Source organism: Pseudomonas sp. ZY71, from assembly GCF_036542145.1.
GTDB lineage: Bacteria > Pseudomonadota > Gammaproteobacteria > Pseudomonadales > Pseudomonadaceae > Aquipseudomonas > Aquipseudomonas koreensis_A.
In genome coordinates this window covers 4,491,014-4,511,665 of sequence record NZ_CP144274.1, presented here as the reverse complement: position 1 = coordinate 4,511,665, position 20,652 = coordinate 4,491,014, and the positions used below count along the sequence as shown (strand labels likewise).

14 protein-coding genes are annotated in these 20,652 nt (G+C 58.8%); 6 read left to right on the top strand and 8 right to left on the bottom strand.

Going from position 1 to position 20,652, the window contains the following annotated elements:
- The first annotated feature begins 106 nt into the window (after nt 1–106).
- From VY732_RS19935 to VY732_RS19915, 5 genes are all read left to right on the top strand, one after another.
- Nucleotides 107–1,630, top strand: a complete 1,524-nt coding sequence (locus VY732_RS19935) for an anthranilate synthase component I family protein (protein ID WP_331691577.1) — start codon at nt 107–109, stop codon at nt 1,628–1,630.
- Complete coding sequence (locus tag VY732_RS19930) at nt 1,611–2,216, top strand: anthranilate synthase component II (RefSeq protein ID WP_331691576.1); 606 nt, start codon at nt 1,611–1,613, stop codon at nt 2,214–2,216. Before VY732_RS19935 ends, VY732_RS19930 begins: the two co-directional genes overlap by 20 nt.
- A 101-nt stretch (nt 2,217–2,317) precedes the next feature.
- Nucleotides 2,318–2,809: a sigma-70 family RNA polymerase sigma factor gene (locus tag VY732_RS19925; RefSeq protein ID WP_077573773.1), complete on the top strand. Its 492-nt coding sequence runs from the start codon at nt 2,318–2,320 to the stop codon at nt 2,807–2,809.
- Nucleotides 2,810–2,897: 88 nt separating this feature from the next.
- Nucleotides 2,898–3,881 (top strand): FecR family protein, encoded by a 984-nt coding sequence (locus tag VY732_RS19920; protein WP_331691575.1) that lies wholly within the window; start codon nt 2,898–2,900, stop codon nt 3,879–3,881.
- 98 nt (nt 3,882–3,979) lie between these two features.
- Nucleotides 3,980–6,406 (top strand): TonB-dependent siderophore receptor, encoded by a 2,427-nt coding sequence (locus VY732_RS19915; protein ID WP_331691574.1) that lies wholly within the window; start codon nt 3,980–3,982, stop codon nt 6,404–6,406.
- A gap of 85 nt (nt 6,407–6,491) precedes the next feature.
- Here VY732_RS19915 and VY732_RS19910 read toward each other — a convergent pair whose 3' ends face one another.
- The gene (locus tag VY732_RS19910) at nt 6,492–7,643 is read right to left on the bottom strand and encodes an MFS transporter (protein WP_331691573.1); all 1,152 of its coding nucleotides are present in this window, start codon (nt 7,641–7,643) and stop codon (nt 6,492–6,494) included.
- Nucleotides 7,644–8,020: 377 nt separating this feature from the next.
- Here VY732_RS19910 and VY732_RS19905 point away from each other — a divergent pair, with 377 nt between their 5' ends.
- Nucleotides 8,021–9,004, top strand: a complete 984-nt coding sequence (locus tag VY732_RS19905; protein WP_331691572.1) for a diaminopimelate epimerase — start codon at nt 8,021–8,023, stop codon at nt 9,002–9,004.
- Nucleotides 9,005–9,019: 15 nt separating this feature from the next.
- Here the strand turns inward: VY732_RS19905 and VY732_RS19900 are convergent, their stop codons facing one another.
- From VY732_RS19900 to queD, 7 genes are all read right to left on the bottom strand, one after another.
- On the bottom strand, nt 9,020–10,336 hold the full coding sequence (locus VY732_RS19900; RefSeq protein WP_077573768.1) for a T6SS immunity protein Tli4 family protein: 1,317 nt from the start codon (nt 10,334–10,336) through the stop codon (nt 9,020–9,022).
- The gene (locus VY732_RS19895; protein WP_331691571.1) at nt 10,336–13,740 is read right to left on the bottom strand and encodes a hypothetical protein; all 3,405 of its coding nucleotides are present in this window, start codon (nt 13,738–13,740) and stop codon (nt 10,336–10,338) included. The genes VY732_RS19900 and VY732_RS19895 overlap by 1 nt, the downstream gene beginning before the upstream one ends.
- Nucleotides 13,737–16,229 (bottom strand): type VI secretion system Vgr family protein, encoded by a 2,493-nt coding sequence (gene tssI, locus VY732_RS19890; RefSeq protein WP_331691570.1) that lies wholly within the window; start codon nt 16,227–16,229, stop codon nt 13,737–13,739. Before tssI ends, VY732_RS19895 begins: the two co-directional genes overlap by 4 nt.
- A 231-nt stretch (nt 16,230–16,460) precedes the next feature.
- On the bottom strand, nt 16,461–17,708 hold the full coding sequence (gene codA / locus VY732_RS19885; RefSeq protein ID WP_331691569.1) for a cytosine deaminase: 1,248 nt from the start codon (nt 17,706–17,708) through the stop codon (nt 16,461–16,463).
- 15 nt (nt 17,709–17,723) lie between these two features.
- Nucleotides 17,724–18,995, bottom strand: coding sequence for a cytosine permease (codB, locus tag VY732_RS19880; protein ID WP_331691568.1), 1,272 nt, complete (start codon nt 18,993–18,995; stop codon nt 17,724–17,726).
- Nucleotides 18,996–19,240: 245 nt separating this feature from the next.
- Nucleotides 19,241–20,053 carry an alpha/beta fold hydrolase gene (locus VY732_RS19875; protein ID WP_331691567.1) on the bottom strand — a complete coding sequence of 271 codons (813 nt, stop codon included), beginning with the start codon at nt 20,051–20,053 and terminating at the stop codon, nt 19,241–19,243.
- A gap of 226 nt (nt 20,054–20,279) precedes the next feature.
- On the bottom strand, nt 20,280–20,636 hold the full coding sequence (queD, locus tag VY732_RS19870) for a 6-carboxytetrahydropterin synthase QueD (protein ID WP_007915588.1): 357 nt from the start codon (nt 20,634–20,636) through the stop codon (nt 20,280–20,282).
- Between the last annotated feature and the right edge of the window lie 16 nt (nt 20,637–20,652).

The window sequence follows — 20,652 nt, the reverse complement described above, 5'->3', positions numbered from 1 at the left end:
TCACCGCACCGTACAGAATCCCTCTCAATCGCAATGGCAAATCTGATCGCAGGGCTTTGTCGCTCTTGGCCGATCGGTTACTGCGTGATCAACCGGAGACACAAGGATGTTGAGCCTAGAAGATTTTTTTGCCTACGGCGAAGCGGGGTATACCCACGTGCCGCTTTGGCAGAGCCTGCCGTTGCCGACAGGGGTCGAAGCCATTGCGCTATACCAGGTTTTAGCCAACTGCGGGCAAGACTATCTGTTCGAAACCGGGCACTGGCACGAGGGTGTGTTCGAGCAGGCGTACTCGGTGATTGGCCTGCCTTGCAATCAACGCGTCGAACTCGATGAGGGCGTCTTGCGCGTGTACCGCGACGGGCAGATTTCGGCGACGATTGAATGCGCTGATCCGTTGGCAGAACTGGGCAAGTTGCAGCAGGACTTTCGTATTCCGCAATGCCCGGGTCTGCCTTCTTTCAGTGGTGGATTCTTTGGCTATTTCGGTTTCGAAACGACTCGGTTGATCGAACCGCGTCTGCGTCGAGTGCCGCGCAAGCCCTCAGGTTTTCAGCTGCCTGATGTATTGCAATTGATCAGCATGGATCTGGTCGTGCTGGACCACCGCGCGCACCTGGCTTATTGCATCGTGCATGAACGCCCGAAGGCGCTGGGCGATTATCAAGGTGGCCAGGACCGGCTCAATCGACTCGTCGCACATCTGCGTCCACTGCTCGTACCGCCTGCACCCGGCGGACACGTGTTTGAGGTGACAACACCGGCCGCCGAGTCGGCGTTCCCGCAGCCTGCGTTCGTGGAGGCCGTGGCACGGATCAAGGACTACATCGCGGCGGGCGATGTGATGCAGGTGGTTTTATCCCAGCGCATGAGCCTGCCTTTCGAGGAGGACGCTGTCGCGCTCTACCGGTCCCTGGCTGATCTGGGCCACACACCCTACCGCTACTTGTTGAATCTGGGCGACTGCCAGGTGGTCGGCGCCTCTCCGGAAATGTTGTTTCGGCAGGATCAGCAAACGGTGACCACCCGGCCAATGGCAGGTACACGCCGGCGGGGCAGTGGGATGGTCGAAGACCATCGACTCAGGGATGAACTGCTCGCTGATCCGAAGGAAATTGCCGAGCATATGATGCTCGTCGATCTGTCGCGCAATGACCTCGGCCGGTTGGCTCGCGTGGGCAGTGTGCAGGTGACGCAGTTGCTCAATGTGGAATATTTCTCCCATGTCATGCACATCGTCTCAACCGTGACCGGCGACGTAACTGACCACGTCACCGGGCTGGATCTGCTCAAAAGCATTTTCCCCGCAGGTACGCTGAGTGGCGCGTCGAAGGTGCGTGCACTGGAAATCATTGCCGAACTGGAACCGCATTCTCGCGGGGTGTATGGCGGCGCGATCGGTTATCTGGACTGGAGCGGCCGCGCCGATCTGGCGATCACCATTCGAACCGGACTGCTGCACGACGCTCGACTCTACGTTCAGGCCGGCGCCGGCGTGGTGCAGGATTCGGTAGCCGATCGCGAGTGGCAGGAAACGCTGGAGAAAAGCCAGTTGCTGCGGGTTGCCGCCGGCCGCTGTCAATCGATCGCCCAACGTCAGGAGTTGCCGTATGCACTTAATGATCGATAACTACGACTCCTTTACCTACAACATCGTGCAGTACCTGGGCATGCTCGGGGCTGAGGTTGAGGTGCGTCGCAATGACGAAGTGACCTTGGCCGACATCGAAGCGCTGGCGCCAGAGTCCTTGATTGTCTCCCCTGGGCCGTGCTCGCCAACTGAAGCGGGCATTTCCCTTGCGGCCATCCATCGTTTCGCAGGCCGTTTACCGATATTGGGCATCTGTCTGGGTCATCAATGCATCACTGCTGCTTTCGGCGGTGAGGTGCGCAGGGCGCGGCAGGTGCTGCATGGCAAGGTTTCCCGTATCAGTCACGACGGTCGTGACCTGTTCGACGGCTTGCCTGACAACTTGCAAGTCGCGCGGTATCACTCGTTGGTGGCCGGTGTCTTGCCCGACGAATTGCTGGCTACTGCGCACGTGCTGGATGACGACGGCATGCCGGGTGAGATCATGGCGCTGCGGCACCGCGAATGGCCGATCCATGGCGTGCAGTTTCACCCCGAGTCATTGATGACGCCGCAAGGTCTGGCGATGTTGGCCAATTACCTGCAACTGGTTGAGCGAGGCCGTCTGACCACGGGCGCGCCCTGAGCGCTTGCTGCCCGGACGGTCGGTTTGAGGAATCCATTGCTTCGTCTTAATAGTAACCATTACTATTCACACCCCTTTCCTCAGCACGTCGCCAACCCCCCATGCGTCCCCGCAGACCCGGCTTTTTCGAGCATTACGAAGAGTTGATCGGCACCTGGACTCGTCGCCTGCGCAACCGTTCGCAGGCCGAGGATCTGGCGCACGACACCTTTGTGCGGGTGCTTGAGTCCGATTCGGCAGCGGTGCAGCAGCCACGGGCGTATTTGCATCAGACCGCGCGCAATATTGCGGTCGACGGTTATCGGCGGGAGGATCGGCGCGGCGCCATGGAGTCGCAGGCAATCGATCACAGTGAGTCGTCGTCCGGCGACCCGGAGCATTACATGCAGGCGATCCAGCTGGCCGACTCGATCGAGCGGGCGCTCAGCGAGCTGCCGGTCAATTGCCGGAAGATTTTCGTCTGGCAGAAGATCGAAGGCCTGACCCAGGCCGAAATCGCCGAACGCCTGGGGCTGTCCAAGAACATGGTCGAAAAGTATATGATCCGCACCCTGCGGCATCTGCGTGATCGCCTCGACGGGCTGCAATCGTGAATGTGCTTCATGGCGAAAAGATCGCAGCCTTCGGCAGCTCCTACAGAGGGCTGTGTGTCTTTATATTCCCGGCCAAACAGGACATTCCATGATGGATACGCGTGATTGCGCGTGCGGGCAAACAACGGTGCGCGATGACGCGGCTCGCTGGTTTGTGCGTTTGCAGGAGCCGGCCGTCAGTGCCGACGAGCAGCAGCGCTTCGACGCCTGGCTGAATCAACATCCGCAGCACCGTGATGAGTTCCAGTTGCTGCAGGGGCTGTGGACGGCGGCTGATTTGCTGCCAGCGCCACGCCTCAAAGCGCTTGCTGAAACGCCGCCAACTCGCCGCGAACGCCGTCCGTTGTTGCGTTATGCCGTGGCCGCGAGTGTGCTGGCGGTGGCGCTCGGGCTGGGTTTGTTCAGTGGTTTGAATCACCCGGGCGGCTACCGCGCCGAGTTCGCCACAGCGTTGGGCGAGCGCAAACATGTGGCGCTGCCGGACGGTTCGGTGATCGATCTGAACAGCCGCAGTCGCTTGCAGGTGCGCTATGAAAAGGATCGCCGAGTCATCGAGTTGAGCGAAGGCGAGGCGATGTTCAGCGTCGCGCACGATACTTCGCGACCGTTTGTGGTCGAAGCCGGCCAGGGCAAGGTCACGGTCACCGGCACGCGTTTCGATGTGCGCCGCGACGTCACGCAAACCCGCGTGGCGGTGGAGCAGGGCACAGTCAACGTGCAGGGACGCGATGCGCCGGATAATCAGTTCATCAGCCTGACCGCGGGCCTCGGCACCTATGTCGATGCGCAAGGCAAAGTCGCCGCGGCCTACGCGGTCAACGCGGCGGAGCTGACGGCGTGGCGTGGCGGCAAACTGGTGTTCAACAACGCCAGCCTCAGCGAAGTCGCGGCCGAAGTGTCGCGTTATCGTGAGAAGCCGTTGACAGTGATCAACCCGGACGTGGCCAGTCTGCGCCTGACCAGCGTGTTCAAGTCCGACAACACCGACGCCTTGCTCAAAGCCTTGCCGAGCATCCTGCCGGTGGCCGTACGCACGCTCGCGGATGGCAGTCAGGAAATAATTTCAAAATAAAATTCAGGTTTTTTTCGAGTTCATCGTCTTCCTGTTCAACTGCAACTGGTTTGCATTAACAGCCGCACACTCTTGCGATCCACAGGACTACGTACGACGTGAAAAACACCACAGCCAACAACAAAAAATCCCCTTGGTTACCGCTGGCCCTTGCGCTGGCGGTCAACGCAGCGATGCCGCTGGCGTTTGCCGGCGAAGCCATTCATATCCGTGCGCAGGCGCTGGGCCAGGCCCTGAGCGAGCTGGGTCAGCAGACGTCGCTGCAAGTGTTTTTCAGTCCGGACCTGGTCGCCGGCAAACAGGCGCCGGCAGTTGACGGTGATATCTCTCCGGAGCAGGCGTTGCGTCAGTTGCTGCAAGGCAGTGGTCTGGATTATCAGATCAACGAAGGGTCGGTGACCCTGTCGCCAGCCGCGACTTCCGCCCCTGGCAATGGTCCGCTGGAACTCGGTGTGACCGACATCAAGGTGGTCGGTGACTGGCTCGGTGATGCCAACGCTGCGGTGGTGCAGAACCATCCGGGCGCACGTACGGTGATCCGCCGCGAAGCGATGGTCGAGCAGGGCGCGATGAACGTCAGTGACGTGCTCAAGCGTGTGCCGGGGGTGCAGGTGCAGGATTCCAACGGCACCGGCGGCAGCGATATTTCCCTCAATGTCGGCGTGCGCGGTCTGACCTCGCGCCTGTCGCCGCGCTCCACCGTGCTGATCGATGGCGTGCCGGCGGCGTTCGCCCCGTATGGCCAGCCACAACTGTCGATGGCGCCGATTTCCTCGGGCAACCTCGACAGCATCGACGTCGTGCGTGGCGCCGGTTCTGTGCGTTATGGGCCGCAGAACGTCGGCGGGGTGATCAACTTCGTCACCCGCGCGATTCCGGAAAAAGCCACCGGTGAAATCGGCACCACGCTGGAAACCACTCAGTACGGTGGCTGGAAACACATCGACACCGCGTTCCTCGGCGGCACTGCCGACAACGGCATGGGCGTGGCGTTGCTGTATTCCGGCGTCAATGGCAACGGTTACCGCGAGCGCAACAACGGCAACGACATCGACGACGTGTTGCTCAAGACCCACTGGGCGCCGACCGAGCAGGACGACTTTAGCCTCAACTTCCACTACTACGACGCCACGGCCGACATGCCCGGCGGTCTGACGCAGAAACAGTACGACGACAAACCGTACGATTCGGTGCGTGACTACGATCAATTCACCGGGCGGCGCAAAGACGTGTCGTTCAAGTGGATCCGTCAGATCGACGAGCGCACCCAAGCGGAAATCCTGACGTATTACACCGACAGCTTCCGTGGCAGCACCATCGCCGCTCGCGACCAGAAAACCCTCAGTTCATACCCGCGCTCGTATTACACGCTGGGCATCGAACCACGGGTGTCGCGGGTATTCGATGTCGGCCCGACCACCCAGGAAGTCAGCGTCGGTTATCGCTACCTGAAAGAGGCGATGCACGAATCGTCGAGCCGTGTGGCGCTGGTCAACAACCAGCCGGTGCTCACACCGACCTCCGATGGCCATATATTCCAGGACCGCACGGGCGGCACCGAGGCCAACTCGGTGTACATCGACAACAAAATCGACGTCGGCAACTGGACCATCACCCCCGGCATTCGCTTCGAACACATCAGTACCGACTGGCATGACCGCGCGGTGCTCGATACGGCGGGCAAACCGGTGCAGGCGAAAAACCGCAGCATCGAGAGCAATGAACCGCTGCCGGCGCTGAGCGTGATGTATCACCTGTCGGACGCCTGGAAACTGTTCGCCAACTACGAAACCTCGTTCGGCAGCCTGCAGTATTTCCAGCTCGGCCAGGGCGGTTCGGGTGACCAGACCGCCAATGGCCTGGAGCCGGAAAAGGCCAAGACCTACGAGATCGGCACACGCTACAACGATGACGTGTGGGGCGGTGAAGTGACGCTGTTCTACATCGACTTCGACGACGAGTTGCAATACATCAGCAACGACGTCGGCTGGACCAACCTCGGCGCGACCAAGCACCAAGGCATCGAAGCCTCGGTACATTACGACATGGCGGCGCTGGATCCGCGTCTCGATGGCTTGACCGCCAATGCCGGCTTCACCTACACCCGCGCCACGTATGAAGGCGAGATTCCGGGCTTCAAGGGCCGTGATCTGCCGTTCTATTCGCGGCAGGTGGCGACCGTCGGTTTGCGTTATGACATCAACCGCTGGACCTACAACCTCGACGGTTTCGCCCAGTCGAAACAGCGCTCGCCGGGTACTGGTGTGAATGCCGATGGCAGCTTCAACGGCAACTACATCACTGAAGGCACGGCGGACGGGCAGTATGGCGACATTCCGGGTTACGTGACCTGGAACGTGCGTGGCGGCTATGACTTTGGGCCGCAGGTGTCGAATTTGAAGCTGGGCGCCGGGGTGAAAAACGTCTTCGACAAGCAGTACTTCACCCGCTCCAGCGACAACAACTCGGGGATGTATGTCGGCGCACCGCGCACGTTCTTTGTGCAGGCCAGTGTAGGTTTCTGATAGACCGCATCAGCTTCTTCGCGAGCAGGCTCGCTCCCACATGGATCACTGAGATCCTGTGGGAGCGAGCCTGCTCGCGAAGCTTTTAGACTTTAAGGACTTTGCCGCCTATGGCTACTGCAACCAACAGCACCGCCATCAAGCCAAAGGAGAAACTCAGACTGCTGGCATGGGCGACAAAGCCGATCACCGCCGGCCCGGCCAGAATCCCGGCATAACCGAGCGTGGTAATCGCCGGCACGGCGATGCTCTCCGGCATCACCGTCTGCTTGCCCACCGCCGTGTACAGCACCGGCACGATGTTCGAGCAGCCAGCGCCGACCAGCGCGTAACCGACCAGCGCCGCTTCCCAGCTCGGTGCGAACGTCGCCAGAAACAGGCCTGCCGCCGCCAACAGACCGCCAAACAGAATGATCCGCGTGGCACCGACAATCCGCACAATCCGGTCACCCATCAAGCGTCCGGCGGTCATGGTCAGGGCAAACGCCGCATAGCCCAACCCCGCGTACGCCGTGTCGATCCCGCGTTCCTGCGCCAGAAACACCGCGCTCCAGTCCAGTGCCGCGCCTTCGGTGAGAAAGACGATGAAGCACATCCCGCCGATAAACAGCACGATGCCGTGCGGCACTGCGAACGCAGGCCCCGAGCTTTCACTGCCGTAGGGCAACATGTGCGGCACGCACTTGAACAACGCCGCGATCAGCACCACGACCACCACCAGCATGGCGGCCAGTGGCGTCAAACCCAGGCCGAGCAAGGCACTGACACCCGCCGCGCCGACAATCCCGCCGAGACTGAACAAGCCGTGGAAACCCGACATCATGTTCTTGCCGCTGGCGCGCTCGACGATAACGGCTTGCAGGTTCACCGTCGAATCCACCGTGCCGAGGCCGGCGCCAAACATGAACAGCGTGGCGATCAGCGCCGGTATCGACGACACCGTCGCCAGCAATGGCAGCGCCGCGCAGATCAACAACGTGCCGCCGGTGGCGACGCGGCGACAGCCGAAGCGTGTGGCTAGAATCCCCGCCAGCGGCATCGCCAGAATCGAACCGACGCCGAGGCACAACAGCAACAACCCCAACGTGCCTTCATCCAGTCCGGCGCGCGCCTTGGCGTACGGCACCAATGGCGCCCACGCGGCGATGCCGAGCCCGGCGATGAAAAAGGCGATGCGCGTGGACATCTGTTGCAGGCGTCCGGGGACGAAGCTGTCTTGAGGGTTGAGGCTGGTCATATCGATCCTTGGCAAAAAACATCGCGTCCCCGAAGGACAGTGATTCAGCGACGAGGTTCGATCGCCGGCCATTCGGGGAAGTACAGGCAACATCGTAACCTGTGGGAGCAAGCCTGCTCGCGAAGGCGGAGTGTCAGTTTAAAAAATATCGGCTGACCCACCGCTTTCGCGAGCAAGCTCGCTCCCACATTGAATGGAGCGGGCTCACTAATCAGCGGTCATGCGCCGATTCCTGTGGGAGCGAGCCTGCTCGCGAAGGCGGTATATCGGATAAAGAAAATATCGGCTGACACACTGCATTCGCGAGCAGGCTCGCTCCCACAAGGGATTGCGTTTTACAGTGGAGGCTTGAGGGAATCTAACAGCAAGGGCCGGTGATGACGCAGTTCTACGATGCACGGGGCAATATTTACGGGGTGATTTCGCCGCAGGCATTGCGCGAGGCGGGCATTGATTTACCGGCCAGTGCCGCGCAGTGTGCTGCGTCGAAACAGGCCTGGAGCCGCGCCGCCATCACGCTGTGCTGCGACTGGCCCGAAGGCCAACGCCCGGCGACCAGCAAATCCCATCGCAGCGACGGCCTGCTGATCGGCCCGTTCCAGACGTCGGCGCCGTTCGACGTATTGATCGTCAACACCGACGGTACGCTCGCCGAGCGCAGTGGCAATGGCCTGACGATTTTCTCGCAGGCGCTGACCGAACAAGGCTTGATGCCGGAGGAGGGCGCGTTGTTGCGCGTGCATCATGACAAGGGTGACGCGGTAGAAACCTCGGTGAAACCGGCTGAAGTCGAAGGTGTTCAAGGTTACTGGCTCGACCTTGGCCAACCCGGTTTCGGGCCGGATGCCGTCGGTGCACAGACTGTTGAAGGCATTGCGTTCAACGGTCAGCAAGTGAGCCACGTCCAACCGTTGGCACAACTTGATCCTGCCTGGGGACACAGCCAATTCGTGCGTATCGGCAACCCGCATTGTGTAACGCTGCTCAGCGATGCGGCTGCTTTGCCGAGCAACGAGCAAATGCGTGAATCACCCCTGAACGAAGGATTGACCGACATCGCCTACGCCATGCCCGTCGGTGCCGGCGATCCATGCCCGGCAGGCGTCAATCTGCAATGGGCAGTACTGGAATCACCACAGAAAATCCTCGCCCGGGTGTTCGAGCGTGGCGAAGGGCCGACCGCGTCATCCGGCACCAGTGCCAGTGCGGTGGCCTGCGCGGCCTGGCGTGTGGGTTGGGTGGCGGCCGGTGAAGTGCAGGTGGTGATGCCCGGTGGCACAGCACCGATCCTGCTTGACGCAGAACACGGGCAATTGCGCGGCGTCAGATTGTTTGGTACCGCGCGACGGATGGCGCACTGAACGCCGTGCACGGGGTTATTTCTGGGTGGACTCGGGAAGAGGGCGCACGCTTTGCAGCGTATGCATCAGCAGCGTTTTTACCTGTTCAAAACCCAAAGGTTGATGATTCGCGAAGCTTTCGACTTTCAGCACCAGCGCAGGACTGCTCTCGGAGTTTGTATGCCCGGCAGTAAGAGTGAAGCGTTCCGCGGTTTCTCTTTCGCCGTTATCCGGATCAATACCTCTATAGCGGGCACCGCCAATAACACCGTCAATAGCGCCGATTTTGGCAGGTTCAGGGCCAAACCTGTTGCGTTCAACGGCGTTCGCGAACGGATTGGCAAACATTGTGGAGGTTAACAAGGGTAAAAGCTTCAGCGCTTTATCACTTTCATTGCTCAAGTTCAGGCTGTAAAGAAGGCGCGGATTTTTGGTGGGATGCCATGCCAGCGTAACAGCGTAATTCTCGCGGCCATTGTCGGCAATAAAGCCGAAAGGCAAGCAAAACCCCGGCTCTTGCGGTATTTCGAATGGGGCTCGCGGGCGGAAATTTGCCAGTACTGTCTGGACTTTGGGTTTCAGTGTTTCCAGCGCTTGGTCAGTTTGGTTACCTGGCGTACTGTCAGTGACGGTGAAACGGTAGACGTGGTCGCCACGCCAAAGCAATGCGACCAGTTTTCCGGGGGCCCAGGAAATCTGTGCATCGGCTATGTCCCAGTCCACATAACGCTCTTGCTCAAATTGGGCATCAGACGGATAGGTGGCGAGCTCTTTTTGATAAGTTTCAAGCTCTGACTGGAGTTTCTCGGTGGGCCGCCCACTTTCGGTAAACGCTGCGATGGTGCCTCTGAGCAGGACGGTCTCTGAATAGAGTTTGCTCAAGCGTACGCGTTTGTCTTCCAATGCATACCGTTCAGCTTTCAAGGCGTTGAATTGTTCTGGGTTACTCTGCTCCAGCTCCCATGTCAGCGCTTGTTTGATGGCGTCTATTTTTTTTTCTATGGCGCGTGTTTGCGCGCCTTCCATGTCAGGGCCATGGCGATCTTTCAACTGCTGAAAAACCGCCAGTGTTGTCGGTGGACTGACCTCGATATCGAAGAGATAGCCATTTTTCCGGAAAGGGCTGTCGCCATAGCTCAGTTGCTTTTCGCTGGGGTCAATATTAGGCGAATAGATTCCAAAGTCCGGATAGTTCCAGTGCCCGCCGGCGACGTGCCATTCAATGTCTCCCGGTACATCGAACAGCGTCCGGCCGAGGCACTCGGTACGCCATTTCGGGTTATCTGCAGGGGCTGCATTTGCCCAAGCCTCAGCTGGCGTCAAAAGTGCCAGCATCAGGGGGAGATGGCGCATCAGGTTCTTTCCTTGCTCTGAGTGTCTTGCGCTAAAACGGCATAGTGCTGAGATGTTGCAGCTCTGTCACGCGTGGGTTCGATTTTCGCCAGGATCGTAAGGTTGAACCCTGAGTTATTGTTTTCGTATTTCGTCCAATGGATCGGAAGTGCGGTGATGAATCCACATACTGTGGTCGGGTGCTTGCCGGCCATGGTGCTGAGCCAGAATTCTTTTTCAAAGGGCATGGCGTTGCTTGCACCTTTGACCGCGGCGCTAGAAGAGGGCGGTGCGACCGATACCTGTCCCCACAGTGGCCAGATGGATGCGTCGTTGCGAGGGACGTGGCGAAAAGCCTGCTCATAGGCCTCTGCATTGCTGAAGGCCTGACGCTGGATCGCTTGCCATGTCGCGGCCGCTGCGGGGGTTGCGATGACTTTCTCCAGATCACTGGCGGGTTGTACCGAGTTTTTTCGTGGTTGTGCATTCAAGGCAAAAATTTTTCGCCATAAATCTGTGCGCAATTGTTTGACTTGAGGGCATACCGGATATTGCATGCGGCCATTGATCGAAGTGGGAAGTGAGGTTGATCCAGCCACGACAACAGCCAATTCCGAGTCTCGATCTCCCATCTGACTACGATCATTTATGTTGGCGCTGCCAAGAATGGCGATCCGATCATCAGCGATCAGCAATTTGCTGTGAATGTAGATCTGTTCTGTGACCGGTTGCTGATTGATTTCCTCCCAGGAGCGCAAATTCAAAAGGGTCAGGTAGCGGCTCCAGTCTTCGTCTTCAAACACTCTCTTCGTTTCGGTGCGGTCTTTGAAAAACTTGATGGACTCTATGGCTTGAGTCTCTGTTTTGCCCCTGTCCATTTGAGCTTTTATGGCCATCGCTCGTTGGATACGCTTGATCAGACTCTGCTCTCCCAGAGAGAGACTTTGCATGGTCAAGTGCACTTGAGTCATCAGGTTCAGGGCATTCAATGGACCTTCTGGATGAACGGGAAGCACCATGTAAACGTGAAAGTTCTCGCCCATTTCGATTGCCCGTTCGATACGCTCAGCGAGCGCCTCGCAGAGAGGGTTCTTGATCGCATTTTGGGGTGTTTGCATGCCTTTGAGTATTTCGACGGTGGACTGGTTGCTCAGTACCTGCATCACTCCCTGTGTGAACGTCTCCGCCTCTTTGTTGCGAATCATTCTGGCAAGTTCGAAGTAATCCACATTGGCCAGGCTTTTGGGATTGTCTTGTAGATTCCCCAACCGCAGCCTGTCCTTGTATATCTCGTAGCCGGGAAGGCCTTCAATCTTCATCAGGCTTTGCATGGGGCCCGCAGTGACAGCAGCAGTTTCAGCACTGTCTGCACCATATTCACTCTGGAAAAACTGGTTTTCAATGTAGATGAAGTGCTGCGCGCCAGAGATAGCCTGAAGCATCGCCTGCAAGCAGTTGGCTTGCACGCCGTTGGGGGCAGCAGACGTCAGGTTATGCCCTGCCTTGGCAGCGCCTTGTCGCTCTTCGTTGCGCATGCGCATCGGGGCGCTGCGAAGAACCTGTACGTTCATTTCGCCCGTGGGCGCGACACGTTCGGGTTGCGCAAGATAGTGAGCCTTGAAAGGGACAGGCTCGAGGTTTTTCGTCGCAAATTTCAGCAGACCGATCAGCGCGCTTGGCATTTTTTGCACCTTGCCATCAAAGCGAGCCTGCAAACTGTTCCATCGGCCAATAAAGTTGCGCGACAAGTCATAAACAGAGCTGCCCTCCAGGCGCATGTGGACGTCATGCCAAGGCATTCGCGGCTGCGTTTTGTCGTCGAGCATCATCCCACCACGCGGCAGCAGGCGAGTCGCTGGATCGGCCAGGTACGAATAGGGCTCGTCCTTTTGAGTCTCACTCAAACGATCAAGTACCGAATGCAGATAGAGGATGAATGGCGTGGCGATCTGCTCAAGTTCCTGCAGGGCTTTGGCAGTAAGAATCGGAGAAGGTGTGTTGTTGATCCAGGCGTAAAAAGCCCCCAGTCCAGTCTGCTGGATCCATAGACTGGTCAGTTCGCTGCCCTCGTTCAACAACTTGTCCGTGAGCTGCCCTCCAGACTTTATGATTTGCGTGGCCCAAGTCGACAGGTCCTGTTGCAGTTGATCCAACTGCGGAGTGACTCTTTGCACCCACATCTGGACTTCACTCTTGAGCTGGCCGACCTGATTTTGCAGTCTGGCGCGGCCCGATTGAGTCATGGACGTCAGCATCGGAACTTTCTGTTGCGCGCGTACCAACCAGTCTTCGACTCGTTGCTGAATGGCTGAAGCTTCTTGCGGTTTTTCCAGCCACACACCGATCGCCAGACTTATGGATTTTGCCTCCTGACGCAATTCAGTCAGGGTACTGTCGGTTTTTTTCAGGGTCTGAGCTTCTTGATCGATAGTGTTAACCGCGCCGTCCAGTGAGACCTTCCATTGACGCAGGGTGTTTTTCCAGGCTTCCAGGTTGTCACCGGTCATCTGTCTTTTAACAAACTCGGCAATATAAAGGACGCTTCCGGTGGAGTACGCAGCGCCTGCGCCAAGCAAGCGCATGCCATCCTTGCCCTTGTCCGAGAACCACTCACCCACCTCTTTTTTTGCCTGACGGAGTACGTTGAACATTTTGTTGTCCATGGCCCAGGCCAGCTTGCGCTGGGCTTTGCTCAGCACATCGCCTTCCAGCAACGCTGCGCTGATCAACTCGACGGTCGTCATGTAGGGGTATTGTTGGTGTGGATCGATTTCCTTGAGCGCAGGGATGCAAGGGTTGTAAAACTCGTTCGCAGTTCTTCCATCGGCGGCAAGCCGAAAGTTGTTGTCATCACGACGGCCATAGGCGAGGTCGATTCCGCCGACGTAAGCAACTTCGTTGTCGATCACTACCATTTTCTGATGGTGAGAAAAGAACAGGCCGAGACTACCCATATCACTTTGCTGGATCGCTGGCAGACACCAGACTTTTTTCTTCTTGAGACCTGCGTTCAGAATAAATGCAGCCACCATGGTTTCCAGGTCGCCAGTATCGACGGCAGCCTTGGGGGACAACCACGGCATGAGGTAGATATCCGGCGTCTCACCTTTTTTTCGCAGAGCGTGATTCAGGCAGTCCCAAAGACGGGTGTCACCCTCAAGGCGGACTTCGTAGTTGATTTGCCAACCGGAAATGAAAATCGACTTTTTGGCGTTTTTAATCGCACTGGCGACGTCTTTGAAGTAATCGCTACCGGTAGTGAAAAATTTGACCAGGTTGCCCGGGCGCTCTGGTGAAAAGGCTTCGCCATACGTTGAGTTACCCTTGATGAACCAACCTGGTGCAGAAGTGGCAGTGAAGGCTTCTCCGTCTTTCGAGTTCAGCTGGTTCAGTTGTTTGGACTGAATGCCGTTCAAATGGCTCATGCCTTGAATTCCTTTAACTTGTCGAACAGTGCGATGCCGTCAGCCATGGTCAGGTTCTCCAGGGCACTGCGCTTGTCGGTGCTGGCTTGCGCATGATCTGGATTCGCGTGGGGCTCGCTGCTGAAGTCCATGCTGGCCAATGCCAGCATTTCACGCTGAACCTCTGACCACCCCGTGTCGGTATGCGCTTTCAGGGCGACACACTGGCCTGGGTACACCAACCAGAACAGTTCCGGATTCTGCGAGTATTCGAGGGAGAGTTTTTTCTGCGCCTCCTCGGAAAGAATGACCCTGCCGTCGTCATCGGTTTCGCCTTTGGCAATGACATCACTTTCGGGTACACGGCCCAGTTTCTTCCAGGTGGGCTCACTCATTTTGATGATTCGCCACGCAGTATTGGCCAGCGCGAAGGATCCCTCGCCTGGCCTGTCCGCTAGACGAATATCGAAACGAAGGTTTTTCTGTTCGACAGGTGCGACGGGTGATTGCGCATTGCCCTGAGCGCGATCCATCAGGTGGCCTGCCTTGTCCTTATCCACAGGAATCGGCAGGGTGGGTGTCAGTATCGCAATCCCCGAACCACTTCCAGCCGCACCCCCGGCATTGATTTTCACCACTGGGCCGATCACCGTGATGCCGCCGCCATCGAGTTTGATGAAGCTGCCACCGGCCTTGATTGTCAGCTCCGTACCGGCCTCAATCACCATTTTATCGCCAGCCCTGAGATGGATTTCCTGGCCAGCGCTGGTCAGTTGGGCGGTGCCGAGTTTGACGTGCTGGTTCTGGCCGACGGTCAGGTGATCGTTGGCTTTGACCTCAACCTTGCGGTCGGAAATCGTGGTGCGGTGTTCTTCGGCCTTCAGCTCGGTGTAGATGTTCTTCACCACCGTGTCGTGACGTTCATTGCCGACGCGAATCTTCTGGTCATGCTCAACGTTCTCATCCCAGTCACGCTGCGCATGAATGTAGATCTGCTCCGCACCTTTCTTATCTTCAATACGCAGTTCGTTGTAGCCACCGCCACCCGGTGAGCTGAGTGTTTTGAACACGCTGCGAGTCTTGTTCGCCGGCAGTGCATACGGCACCGGGTTTTCCTTGTGGTACAGGCAGCCGGTCACCAGCGGTTGGTCGGGATCGCCTTCGAGGAAGGTGACGAGGACTTCCATACCGATGCGCGGAATGCTGATGGCGCCGTAGCGGTCGCCGGCCCAGGAGCTGGAGACGCGCAGCCAGCAGCTGGTTTTGTCGTCGGCGAGGCCTTCGCGGTCCCAGTGGAATTGCACTTTGATGCGGCCGTATGCGTCGCAGTGGATTTCTTCGCCTTTGGGGCCGGTGACCATGGCGGTCTGGCTGCCGAGCACGCGCGGTTTCGGGTGTTCGAGGGCCGGGCGGTAGAACACGTCCCACGGGGTGGCGAGGAAGGTGTTGCGGTAGCCCTGATGGAAGTCGTCTTTGTTGTCGGTGGTGTCGCTGGTCACGCCTTCTTCGAGGACTTGCGGTTGTTTGCCTTCGTGGAAGATTTCGGTGAGCAGCCACAGGTCGTTCCACTCGCTGCGCGGGTGGTCGGACATGGCCATGAAGTGGCCGCTGACCAGTTTGGTCTGGTCGCCGCGACCTTCGGCCTGACGGTAGTCGGCGCGGTGGCGTTCGAGGGCGCGCTGGCTGAGGAACTTGCCGCGCGCGCGGTCGATGAAGCGGCCGGGGTAGTCGTAGTCTTCCAGATCTGGCTCGGCGTCTTTGCTATCGAGAGCGCCTTCGGGTTTGTACGCGGCTTCCATTTGCAGGCGCGGTTTTTCGAAGTCGTAGTCACGGCGCGTGGTGCGGCTGGTGCGGGTTTCCAGGCGCAGTTTGAAGCCTTTGATCACCGGTTCTTCGGCGACCATGCCGCTGCCTTGCACGTACGCGGTCGGCTGGCCGAGGTCGGGGAACACGGTCTGGTCGTCGCCGAACACCAGCAGGTGGGCCTTTTCGCTGTGCTGGAAGTGGTAGTGAATGCCTTCCTCTTCGCACAGGCGCTGGACGAAGTGCAGGTCGGTCTCGTCGTACTGCACGCAATAGTCGCGATCCGGGCATGGCTGACTGAGCTGGAAGCTATACGCGTTGCCCTTGATGCCGTGTTCTTCGAGGATCAGCGCGATGATTTTCGGCGCCGACATCTGCTGGTAGATGCGCTGGTTGGTGCGGTGATGCAGGTATTGCAGTTGCGGCACCATCGACACTTTGTAGCGGGTCAGGCGCTTGCCGGCATCGCCTTGGGCAACGCGGTAGATCTGGCCGTGGATGCCGGAGCCCTGTGGGTCGAACGCCAGAAAAGCTTGCTTGTGCAGGAGCTGTTCGAGGTCCAGATCAGGGTTTTCGCTGACCAGTTCGAGGTCGAAACGAAACGGCTGGCTGATGCCTTCGGTGCCAGTGAACGACAGCACTTGCAGGTCGCCGACGTAGTCTTCCACTTTGAGGCTGAAGTGGGTTTCGTTAGCGGGGTTGAACATCTCAGGCTCCTTGAGATTTACGCCGGTCATCCACGGGCGTTTTGCATCGGTCTGGAGAACGCAGACAGGAGCTGGATGTTAACGGGAAAAAGTTGCGCAAAAAGTTGCGCACATGGGAGGAGGTCCCCGGTGTATAAGGGTAAAAAGGAAGTGATTCAGAATGTTTCTTGGCGAAGTGCCATCAGTCAAGCCCGAAAAGGCGTGGTTTTCGGGCTTGTTTTGTAAGTCCGTTCAGATCAGTTGCGGGGCAAATTCCACCACCGGCATCTGCCGCTTCATCAACACCTTGCCACTGCGAATCGAATACAACGGCAAGCCCTGACTGCGGATCACCTCGTAATCGCTGTCCGCCGAGAGAATCAGCAGATTCGCCGGACGCCCCTGTTCCAGGCCATATCGCTCACCCAAATGCATTGCTTTGGCGCTGTTGTCGGTGACCAGATCCAGCGCACTTTGCAGGTTGCGGTAACCGAGCATGTGGCAGATGTGCAGTCCGGCTTCGAGCACCCGCAGGATGTTGCCATTGCCCAGCGGATACCATGGATCGACGATGGAATCCTGGCCGAAACACACGTTCATACCGGCTTCGAGCAGCTCATTCACGCGGGTCACGCCACGGCGTTTCGGGAAGTTGTCGAAACGCCCTTGCAGGTGAATGCTTTCGGTCGGGCAGGAGACAAAACTGATCCCGGAATGCCCGAGCAGACGAAACAGTTTCGCGCAGTAGGCGTTGTCGTAGGAGCCCATCGCCGTGGTGTGACTGGCGGTGACGAGGGCGCCCATGTCGCGACTGCGCGCTTCTTCGGCGAGCACTTCGAGGAAGCGCGAATGCGGGTCGTCGGTCTCGTCGCAATGCACGTCGACCAGGCAACCGGTGCGCTCGGCCAGGTCCATCAGGAACTTCACCGAGCTGACACCCTGATCGCGGGTGTACTCGAAATGCGGAATGCCGCCGACCACGTCGGCGCCCATGCGGATCGACTCTTCCATCAGCTCGCGGCCATTGCGGAACGACTCGATGCCTTCCTGTGGGAACGCGACGATTTGCAGGTCGATGAGGTGACGGCTTTCCTCGCGCACTTCGAGCATGGCTTTCAGTGCGGTGAGTTGCGGGTCGGTGACGTCAACGTGGGTGCGCACGTGCTGGATGCCGTGGGCGGCCAGCGTTTGAATGGTTTTTTTCGCGCGGGTCTTGGTGTCTTCTTCGGTGATGGTGACCTTGCGCTCGCCCCAGCATTCGATGCCCTCGAACAGCGTGCCGCTCATGTTCCAGCGCGGCTCGCCGGCGGTGAGGGTGGCGTCGAGGTGAATGTGCGGCTCGACGAAGGGCGGCACCACCAGATTGCCGCCGGCGTCGAGGTCATCCGGACCGAGGGTCGGCGCTTCGGTCTGCCGGGCGATGCTGCGGATCAGGCCGTCTTCAAGGTGCAATTCGTGCAAACCTTCCTGGTTGCGCAAACGGGCGTTGATGATGTGCATCAGGCGAATCCTTTTTTATAGGTCTTGGAGTGGCGCGGCCGCGCTGCGTGCGCCGAGCACGCCGGTGACGATGACATACGTTAGCGCGGCAGCAGCGATCCCTACCAGCGGCGCAACCCACGGCGAGTTGAACGCGGCGACGGTGCCGACCGCATAGGCCCCGAGCCCCGGCCAGTTGAACGCCGGTAACCGTGCGTCGGCCAGACGCGGATAGTGCCCGCGCCAGCGGTAGAAAAAGTCCGCCATGATCACTCCGCCGATCGGCGGAATCACCGTGCCGAGCAGAATCAGGTACGGCACCAGCATGTCGTACATACCAAGCAAGGCGAGCAGGGTGCCGATCACTGCGCCGGCGAGGGTCACGGTTTTGCGTCGGCCGGTGCGCAGCAGGTTGCAACCAGCGACGGCGAAGTTGTAGATGGTGTTGTCTTGGGTGCTCCAGATGTTCAGCAACAGCATGGCCATCGCGGCCATGGCGAAACCTTGCAACAGCAGCACTTCAACCACGTCCGGTTGTTGATAGACGATGGCGCCGTACGCGCCGATCAATACCATCAGGCCATTGCCGATGAAAAAACCGATCAGACTGGCCAGCACCGCGACGCGCGCCGAACGCGAGAAACGTGTCCAGTTAGTCGCCTGAGTGGCGCCACTGACGAAGGTGCCGAACACCAGGGTTATCGCCGTCGACCAGTCCAGCGATCCGCTCGGCACCACGCTGAGCAACCCCTCGAACCCACCGACTTTCACCGTCGCCACCCACATCGACAGCATCAGCAGCAACATCATCGCCGGCACCGCGATGTACGACAGAATCTCCAGCCCGCGATAACCGACGTACGCCGTGGCGCAGAACATCAGGCCGAACAACACCATCAGCCCGAGTACCGTGCCTTCATCGAGATCGAAGTATTTGCCGATGACTACGGCTGCCGTTGCCGTGCCCCAGGCGTACCAGCCGATCTGGGTGAAGCCGAGGATCAGGTCGCTGAGCTTGCTGCCGACTTCGCCGAAGCAGAAACGCCCCATCAGTACCGAGTTGAGGCCGCTCTTGAAAGCGATGTAGCCCAGGCCCGCCGCATACAGACCCAGCAGCAGATTGCCGACGATGATCACCGCCATCATCTCGCTGAAACTGAAGGCCACACCGAGCTTGCCGCCGGCAAACATGGTTGCAGTGAAAAACGTGAAGCCCACTAACACCATGGCCGTCGAGGCCAGGCCTTTGCGCGCGTGCATGGGGACTTCGCTGAGGGGGTAATCGTTGCCGGGATCGTTCTGCGTCATGGGGCGGTCCTTGCTGGAAGAGAGGAGACGCGGGGGAGGGTTGCAGTGGTCGTGCCAAATGCCGGTTGGCGCGGGTTATGTATAGACGAGTCGCGCGGATTGGCGCGAAAGCGGTGCACCTGAATGCACCCAAGCCCAATGTGGGAGCGAGCCTGCTCGCGAAGGCGGTGTGTCAGGCGACATCTGCAGTGGCTGATATTGCGCTTTCGCGAGCAGGCTCGCTCCCACAGGGGGAGGGTGTTGGCTCAGAGGAAGCGCAGCAGGGCGGCGACGATGGCTTCGGGAGCGTCTTCCTGGACGAGGTGGCCGGCATTGGCAATCGGCTGGAATTGTGATCCCGGGATCATTTGATGTAACGCTCGGCCACGCTCGATGGGAATCCACTGATCGTCTTCGCCCCAGAGAATCTGCACCGGGCAGCGAATTGTCGGGTACAGCGGTTCGGCCTCGCGGGTGTAGCGTTCGTCCATCTGCGCAATCTGCCGATAGAACGCCGCTTGCCCCGGATCGCCGAGCCACGGTTGTACATAGGGAGCGAGTTCGTCGTCAGGAATATCCCGTTGAATCGCCCCACGAATATAGGTCGGCACGATGGCGCGCTGGATGTAATCGGGCAGGCCGCTGAAGGCCGCTTCATGCTGACGAACATGCTGCACGAACGGCGAACCCCACGGCGTCAGCGCCACCGGATCGATCAGCGTCAGGCTGCGATAATCCTTGCCGTTGAGCAGATGCGCTCGCAGCACAGTGGCGCCGCCAAAGTCGTGAGCGACGACGTCGGGGTTTTGAATATTCCAATGGTCGAGTAACTGCGCCAAGAGTTGATTTTGCACACCGAGGGAAACATCGGAGTCGGGCTGCTCGGAGCGCCCGTAGCCCAGCAGATCGAAGTAATACACGCGATGAGTCGTGAAAAAGTGCGGTGCAATCCGGTGCCACACGTACGACGAAAACGGCGTGCCATGCACGAACACCAGCGGCGGGCCGTCGCCGTGTACGGCGTAACGCACCTGTCGGCCATTGAAGTCAAAGACCTGATCCAGCAGCCAGTCCGTCATGGGCTTGTCCTCTTGGCGGGTGGGAGCCAAAAAGCATAGGCGTAAAAAAACAGCCGTGAAGGCTGTTTATTCATTCACTGACACGCCGCTTATCCCTGTGGGAGCGAGCTTGCTCGCGAAGGCATTGTGTCAGTCAATATTTATTTCACTGGCAAACCGCATTCGTCGGAACGCCGCCCGGAGCAAGCTCGCTCCCACAGGGTTATGCAGTGATTTCTGGATCGGATTACTCACCGCGATAGATGCAACCGCTGGTGCACGTCTCGTGAATACGGATCGCGCTCAATTCCGGCAGCAACGGCTTCATTTCATTCCAGATGAATTTGGCCAGCACTTCGCTGGTCGGGTTTTCCAGGCCGGGAATGTCGTTCAGATAGTTGTGATCCAGGCGCTCGTACAGCGGCTTGAAGATCGCTTTGATCTCGGAGAAATCGCGGATCCAGCCGGTGTGCGGATCGAGGTCGCCGCTGAGGTGAAGCGCCACTTTGAACGAGTGACCGTGCAGACGCCCGCACTTGTGGCCGTCCGGGACGTGCGGCAGGCGGTGGGCGGATTCGAAAGTAAATTCCTTGAAGATTTCCACAGTATTTTCGGCTCTG

What these genes read in the sequence shown, in the direction of transcription:
- VY732_RS19935 (WP_331691577.1), top strand. Translation starts at nt 107, where the DNA reads ATGTTGAGCCTAGAAGATTTTTTTGCCTACGGCGAAGCGGGGTATACC.
- VY732_RS19930 (WP_331691576.1), top strand. Translation starts at nt 1,611, where the DNA reads ATGCACTTAATGATCGATAACTACGACTCCTTTACCTACAACATCGTG.
- VY732_RS19925 (WP_077573773.1), top strand. Translation starts at nt 2,318, where the DNA reads ATGCGTCCCCGCAGACCCGGCTTTTTCGAGCATTACGAAGAGTTGATC.
- VY732_RS19920 (WP_331691575.1), top strand. Translation starts at nt 2,898, where the DNA reads ATGATGGATACGCGTGATTGCGCGTGCGGGCAAACAACGGTGCGCGAT.
- VY732_RS19910 (WP_331691573.1), bottom strand. Translation starts at nt 7,643, where the DNA reads ATGACCAGCCTCAACCCTCAAGACAGCTTCGTCCCCGGACGCCTGCAA.
- VY732_RS19905 (WP_331691572.1), top strand. Translation starts at nt 8,021, where the DNA reads ATGACGCAGTTCTACGATGCACGGGGCAATATTTACGGGGTGATTTCG.
- VY732_RS19900 (WP_077573768.1), bottom strand. Translation starts at nt 10,336, where the DNA reads ATGCGCCATCTCCCCCTGATGCTGGCACTTTTGACGCCAGCTGAGGCT.
- VY732_RS19895 (WP_331691571.1), bottom strand. Translation starts at nt 13,740, where the DNA reads ATGAGCCATTTGAACGGCATTCAGTCCAAACAACTGAACCAGCTGAAC.
- tssI (WP_331691570.1), bottom strand. Translation starts at nt 16,229, where the DNA reads ATGTTCAACCCCGCTAACGAAACCCACTTCAGCCTCAAAGTGGAAGAC.
- codA (WP_331691569.1), bottom strand. Translation starts at nt 17,708, where the DNA reads ATGCACATCATCAACGCCCGTTTGCGCAACCAGGAAGGTTTGCACGAA.
- codB (WP_331691568.1), bottom strand. Translation starts at nt 18,995, where the DNA reads ATGACGCAGAACGATCCCGGCAACGATTACCCCCTCAGCGAAGTCCCC.
- VY732_RS19875 (WP_331691567.1), bottom strand. Translation starts at nt 20,053, where the DNA reads ATGACGGACTGGCTGCTGGATCAGGTCTTTGACTTCAATGGCCGACAG.